Here is a 6127-nt window from a genome sequence, read left to right on the forward strand (position 1 = left end):
TGCACCGCGTTGCGCGCCATTCCCAATCTCCGGCCCTGCCAAACGTTAACCCATTGAGATATAGGGATTCCCATCTCAGAACGGAAGTAGCTCGGTAATCAGGAAGGACCTTTGGACTTGGCTAACCGGCACGCCACCTCCCAAGGACGCCCTTGAGAAGGCGCGGGTCCTGGTCGCTGGCCCGACCGGTGTTGGCAAAACGACGCTCATCCGCACAGTCGTCGGAGCGCCTGTCGGCAAAGTCGGCGAAGGCCCCCCACAGACCCCAGGCATTGAATGGTTGGGAACCACGGAGTTTCCGGTGTGGTTCGCAGACAGCAAGGGCTTGGAGATCATCAAGGGCGAGGCCCAGGTCGACGATGTGCAGTCGAAGCTTGAGGGGTGGAGCTCCGAGCAGCGCCCGCACTGCGCCTGGCTGTGCATTCAGGCGGACTCAGCGCGCATCCTTGGCGAAGCTGACGAACCGGATGAGGCGAAGCGGCTGCGGGGCACGGAGGGTGAGCTCGGTCGGGTGCTGAGCAGGGCGGGCATCCCGGTCATCGTCGTCATCACCCAGGCCGATATCAACGGCCCCGAACTGGAAGCGATGCGAAATCGCTGCCAGCGAGTCTTCGACTTTCCGCATCATGTCGTGCCGATCTGTGCCGAACCGCGAACCGGCAACGGCCGCATCCTAATCCCTGCGCACGGGCTCGACGCCCTTCGACGTCTGACGCTCGCTACACTGCCGGCGCCGCTGGCCGAGAAAACGGAACGCGGCTGGGTGACATGATTGGTGCCGGTGAACTCCTAGCCATGCTTCAGGACCGCACGGAGCGAGGTTCCAAACGCGACATCTGCCAGAGCAGCGAGCGGGTATACGGCAGCTTCAAGCACTCCAAGATGCGCTGCGTCGTTCAGCAAGATCCCATGCGTGACCGTCATGCGGAAGGTCGAGATGACCAGGAGCAAGGGCGCGATGCACAAGGCAGCAGTTCGGATCGCATGCTTCCACATCAATGGGGCGGTCGCTTGAGCAATCCGCCAGGCGACCTGCTCCCTCGGCGCACTGTTCCACCACTTGGCCAGACCTGCACCGCCCCGGACGTACCAGCTCGCACCCTCCAACCCATCCTCAACGGCGCGTTCAACTCGTTCCATGCTCCGCAGAATCGCTCGGTAAAGGACGAAGAGCGCCAAGCGTCTGACGGGCAGACGGAGCTTCCAACTCATCCAAGCCGCACGCAGCAAACCGGGGACGAACACCGCGACATGCGCGAAATAGATCAAGAGGACCACCGAGGCAGCGAGCACCGCTGGCTCTGGATCGACCATGCGCGTGCCAAGCCATCCGATGACAACCAATGCCGCCGAGACCGCGACAACGATTACCGCCTCCTTTCCCGCCCAGCCGATCGCAGCGCGGCGCATCAAGGTATCTCCGATGAAGGAGAGAGGCTCGGCGATAGAATCTTCTCGCCCGCGAAGAATGCCCGCGATCCAGCCAGTCGCCATCGTTGGCTCCATTCCGTCCCCGAAGCAGCTTAGCGGAGCCTTCAGCCATGTCGAAAGCCTCAGCTGACGGGTTCTCCTGGCGATGGGAGATTGCGGCGGCCCTCGAAGAGAACGGGCTGCTTTCCCTCTTCCTGCTGTGTCGTGATGCCGATCTTCAGCCGCTTGTGGATCTGGTCCTGCGGGCGGCGCCAGAAACGCTGGTCGGGAAAGAGCAATACTTGGCCGCAAAGGATCGCCCGGGGAACTGGCCACACCTCCTGGAGGATGCCCTGGCCGCCATCGTGGCAAAGCAGAACGCGGGCTACTTTCAGGGCGGTGGTGGATGGCGAGACGGGTTGGAGGCCGTAGCGGGCCGGCTGGGCATCAGATTCTCCAGCGACACTTCCGACTCGGCCCTTGCGGAGGCAATCGACGAGGCACTCAGCCGCGACACGCGGACCGGCTCCGACATCGAAGATGCGCGCGTTCGAGATATCCGGGACGTTGCTCGTGCGGCCGTCTTTGTCGCGAGTCTGCTGCGTACAATCAGAGCCAGGGTCGGCTTCCAGAACCCGGCTAGCCGCGGGCGATCGGGCATCAGTTCGACAGGAACTCCCCACCCAGGTCCGCGAGCAGCTCGATCCCTACTTGAACGGCTAGCTGGCGGGGCGGGCGCGACGCTCGACGATATCACTGGCTTTGTACCAGGAGTTGATTTCGTCACTCTCCCCGCCTGCAACATCGTGCTTTCCGGTGGCAGCGGCGTGGGGAAGAGCACGCTGCTCAATGCTATCTTCGGCCGGGACCTCGCTGAGACGGGGATCGGTAGGCCGGTGACCGCAGCGGCGAAGTGGTATGAGGAACCGGGATTTCCGGTCAGGCTGCTCGATACCCGCGGTCTCGAACGAGGGGATTTCTCTCGGACCATAAGCGAACTGGAGGCCGCGCTGCGGCAGGCGCGGACCCAGTCGCGCGTTCAAGACCAGCTTCACATTCTTTGGCTGTGTATCGACGGAACCAGCAGTCGGATCCAGGACTCCGATCAGCAGCTCGCCGGGATGGCGAAGCGGCTCGAGTTGCCAGCGATAGTTGTCGTGACCAAGTCGTGGTTCGATAGCACGCTTGCGGAGAAGGCGCGCGCCGAGTTCGCCGATCCGCCGGTCCGCTCTGTTGTGTCCGTCATCGCTGAAAGGCGGATCTTCGCCGGCGGAGAGGGAGTAGGTCCTTCTGGCCTGCAGGATCTTGTCGAGCAGACGCTACGTCTTCTACCGGACGCGCAGAAGGCCGCGATGGCCGCGGCACAGCGCGTTGTCCTGCAGCCGAAGATTGATCATGCGCGGGACGCAGTCGAGGCTGCATGCAAAGCAGCCGCAACGATCGCGATGAACCCTATTCCATTTGCGGATGCCGCGCTGCTCGCGCCGGTCCAGATCGCCATGATAGTGGCCGTCACGCGCAGGATGGGCGTTGAGCTGAGTGAGGAAGGTTGGAAGGCGTTGATCGCGGGTGTAGCAGGCCCATTGCTGGCGATGATCGCGGGACGCATGCTCGCTGGAGCCGCCGGAAATCTGCTGAAGACGATCCCTGGAGTCGGATCTCTCGCCGGAGGTTCATTGAACGCCGCTGTCGCCTACGGACTGACCAAAGCTCTGGGCGAGGCATATCTCGCGTGGCTGGTGGGACGCCTTGAACAAGGCGCAGTGCCAGGAATTGAAGAGATTAAGGCATTCCTGGGCAGCAGCTGGTTTTCGTCGAAGTAACGGCACGAGATGCCGCCATGCTTCGATGGACGTGCTGCGAAGAGGCCAATTCTGTGGCGCCTCACACAGCGCGCCGCTTCGTCACTTGTACCGCCAGCGGCGCCGCGGCCAGATCCACCGTTGACGCGCTGACGTTGCGCGCCGTCACGCGCACGCTGTTGTTCGACCACACATGGCAGTCGAGCACAAAGGCGATGCTGCTGGTGTCGAGCGACGCGTCCGCGAAGTCGCCGCGCCGCGCGCCAGGCACCGTGACGTCCACGTTGGCCGTCGCGCCGGGCCCGAGGCTCGGCAGGTCCCAGCTCGTCTCCAGCGCCAGCGTCCGCGTCCCGGCAGGTAGCGAGGGGCAGCCGTAGAGGATCGCTGGCGCGTCCTCCGGCAGGCCGTAGAGCCGCAGCGCCTCGAGCTCGATCTGCCCGTCGAAGCCGATGATACCGATCTGCGCGAAGGCGACGCCCGCGCCGAGCCGCACCGTCTGCCGACGGTTCAGCGAGCTGTCCTGCATCACCGCACCGGCCTGCCAGCTCTTCGAGGCGGTGTCCCACTGCATGGTGGTGCCGGAGGCGAGCACATCCTGCGGCTGGTTCTCGCGCACCGTACCGGCGCCGTCGAAGCAGCGCACGCAGAGCCGCCCGCCATCGGCGCCAGCGACCAGCCAGTGCGCCAGCGCGAACTCCTTCGCGTGGGTGGTTTGCACCACGAAAGCCACCCCGCGGTTGGCGTTCAACAGCAGCCCCCGCCCGGTGCCTGCGATGCCATCCAGTCCGGACCAGGACAGCGCCGCCATGGTGGTCTCGGTGGTGGTAGAAGTGGCGATCACGCAGGCGCCCTCCACGCCGATCTCGGTATTGCTGTAGCGGAAGGCGGCGGCCCGCAGGTTTGGGATGTTGGCCAGCAGCCGGGTGAGACGGGAGGCCGGCGCGCGGTGGCGGTTGTAGACGGCATTGCCCGCCCGGCTTGCCGTGGCAGTGTAGTCGATCCCGACCTGGTAGGTGTTGGACCAGGCCACCTCATACTCGCAGTCGGTCGCCGCGGCGGTGTGCCGGGCCGCGATCGGCGAGCAGGCCTCCATGCGCATGCCGCGGGCGATGATAGCGGTGCCGCTGGTCTCGTTGAGGAAGGGGATAGCGACATTTGGGTCGAGCTGCCGCAGCTCGAAATTCGGCCCGTCAAAGATGTGCCGGTTGTGGTTGTTGTAGGCCCCGGCCTGGCGCGAGAAGCGCACGCCATACCGGTCCGTCGTCGCGTTGATCCCCGTCGCGACAGCGAAGTGCCCGCCATAGTAGCGGATCGAGGTGTTCCAGGCCGTCGCCGTGGCGCAGTGCACGTCGAGGCCATACCGATTGTTCAGGATGCGCCCGAGGATCAGCGTGGTGTCCTCGAAGCCGCGGCCGTCGCCGAGGGTGCGCAGCCCGATGCAAAAGCCGGACACCAGGCGGAGGTCGAGCAGCGAGGAATCGAGGTTGCGCGCGACGATGCCGATATCGGCCTCGCTGACCCAGTCCGACTGGATCTGCCGGGTGACCTGGAGGTTGAGGTAGAGCTTCTCGCCATTGCGGGTGGTACCGCCGTCGCCCAGCGTCAGCACGGTGGCCGGCGCGTTCGCGGCGCCGGTGTACTGGATCATTCCCTGCATGATCAGGCCGCGGGCGCCGCCGCCGAGCGTCACGCCGGCATCGACGTTCCAGGTGCCGGTCGGGATGACGGCCAGTTTCCCATCCGCCGCAGCCCGATCGAAGCAGGCCTGGATGGCGGCGCGGTCGTTGGCGGCACCATCGCCGAGGCCCCCGAAGTCGCGCGGCATCACCGCCTCGCGGTCACGGAGATACTTGGCCAGGTCGGTCTTGGAGATGTTTTGGCCGAGGACCATCAGGTCATCGATGCGGGCGGCCATGGCTGGCTCCGATCAAAGGGCGGTGGCGGAGACCGGGCCGGCCAGGGCCGAGACATTGCCCTCGGCCGAGACGCTGCGGAGCCAGTACCAGCGGGTCTGGCCGGTCGTCAGGCCGGTTCGGTCCCAGAAGAGGCTGGTCGGCTCGTTGGGCAGTTTGACCGCGGCGGCCAGGCTGTTGCTGCTGGCCTCGAACACTTGCAGCCGGACGGCATCGGCCGGAAAGCCGCCGGACAGCCGCACCCCGCCCGCGATGCCGGTCGCGGTGGCCGCCGAGACGGCGGCCGGCACCAGGGCCTCCCGCCAGCCCGACACGGCGCCACTGCGGGCCACGGCGCGCGCCCGGAAGGCGGTCGGCTCCGCGGTCGGAATAGCCGCCGCGGTGGCGCCCAGCCCCGCCCCGTAGCCCTGCCAGGCGGCAACGGAGGCTGGCATGAATCGCACCTCGTAACCGGCGAGATGGGCGCTGGCGACCGCGGCCCAGGCGATGGACAGCGCCGCGAAGGCGCTGCCCTGCGGCGTCTCGACACTGATCCAGGCGGGCGTGGCGATGCGCCCCGGGTTCGGCAGCACCACGGAGGGGCTGTCACCGGTGGCGCGTTCGTCGACCGCCGGATCCCAGTTCCAAACGGCGGCATCCTCCTCGGCGAGCACCAGATCCACCCCGCCATCCTGGGCCAGGCTCCAGCCGGTGATCCGGGCGGGGAACGGGACCAGCCGGTCGAGCGCGACCGTCGCGCCCTCCCAGGGCCGCAGCCGCAGGGCCGAGAGTTTTGCCGGGAAGGCCACGGTGCGCTGCCGGCGGTTGCGCTCCAGCGCGACCTTCATCAGCCGCTGCACGGTGGAGACGGAGGTGGTGAGCGGGAATTCGAGGTCTGTGTAGATCGCTTCGCCGCCATCCTCAGAGCCCATCCGGAAAGGAATTGAATCGGCTGAATCGGATGTGATTCTCTGGTCGTGCGGGCGATTCGCGGGGGCAGGCAATGGCGTGGACGGCAGAGCA

The 6127-nt window shown here is 66.2% G+C and carries 5 protein-coding genes; 2 read left to right on the plus strand and 3 right to left on the minus strand.

Annotated features, from left to right (window positions below; genetic code table 11):
* Positions 1 to 169 precede the first annotated feature (169 nt).
* Positions 170 to 772, plus strand: a complete 603-nt coding sequence (locus DOO78_RS26510; RefSeq protein ID WP_279387836.1) for a GTPase domain-containing protein — start codon at positions 170 to 172, stop codon at positions 770 to 772.
* Between the two features lie 17 nt (positions 773 to 789).
* Here the strand turns inward: DOO78_RS26510 and DOO78_RS26515 are convergent, their stop codons facing one another.
* Positions 790 to 1494, minus strand: coding sequence for a hypothetical protein (locus DOO78_RS26515; RefSeq protein WP_111472885.1), 705 nt, complete (start codon positions 1492 to 1494; stop codon positions 790 to 792).
* A gap of 47 nt (positions 1495 to 1541) precedes the next feature.
* Between DOO78_RS26515 and DOO78_RS26520 the strand changes: the two genes are divergently transcribed.
* Positions 1542 to 3233 (plus strand): YcjF family protein, encoded by a 1692-nt coding sequence (locus tag DOO78_RS26520; RefSeq protein WP_111472886.1) that lies wholly within the window; start codon positions 1542 to 1544, stop codon positions 3231 to 3233.
* Between the two features lie 61 nt (positions 3234 to 3294).
* Here DOO78_RS26520 and DOO78_RS26525 read toward each other — a convergent pair whose 3' ends face one another.
* Entirely contained in the window at positions 3295 to 5127 is a 1833-nt protein-coding gene (locus DOO78_RS26525) for a hypothetical protein (protein ID WP_111472887.1), read from the minus strand.
* Between the two features lie 12 nt (positions 5128 to 5139).
* On the minus strand, positions 5140 to 6036 hold the full coding sequence (locus tag DOO78_RS26530) for a phage tail protein (RefSeq protein WP_207803086.1): 897 nt from the start codon (positions 6034 to 6036) through the stop codon (positions 5140 to 5142).
* Positions 6037 to 6127 lie beyond the last annotated feature (91 nt).

Origin of the sequence: Roseicella frigidaeris (assembly GCF_003258945.1) — a bacterium.
GTDB lineage: Bacteria > Pseudomonadota > Alphaproteobacteria > Acetobacterales > Acetobacteraceae > Paracraurococcus > Paracraurococcus frigidaeris.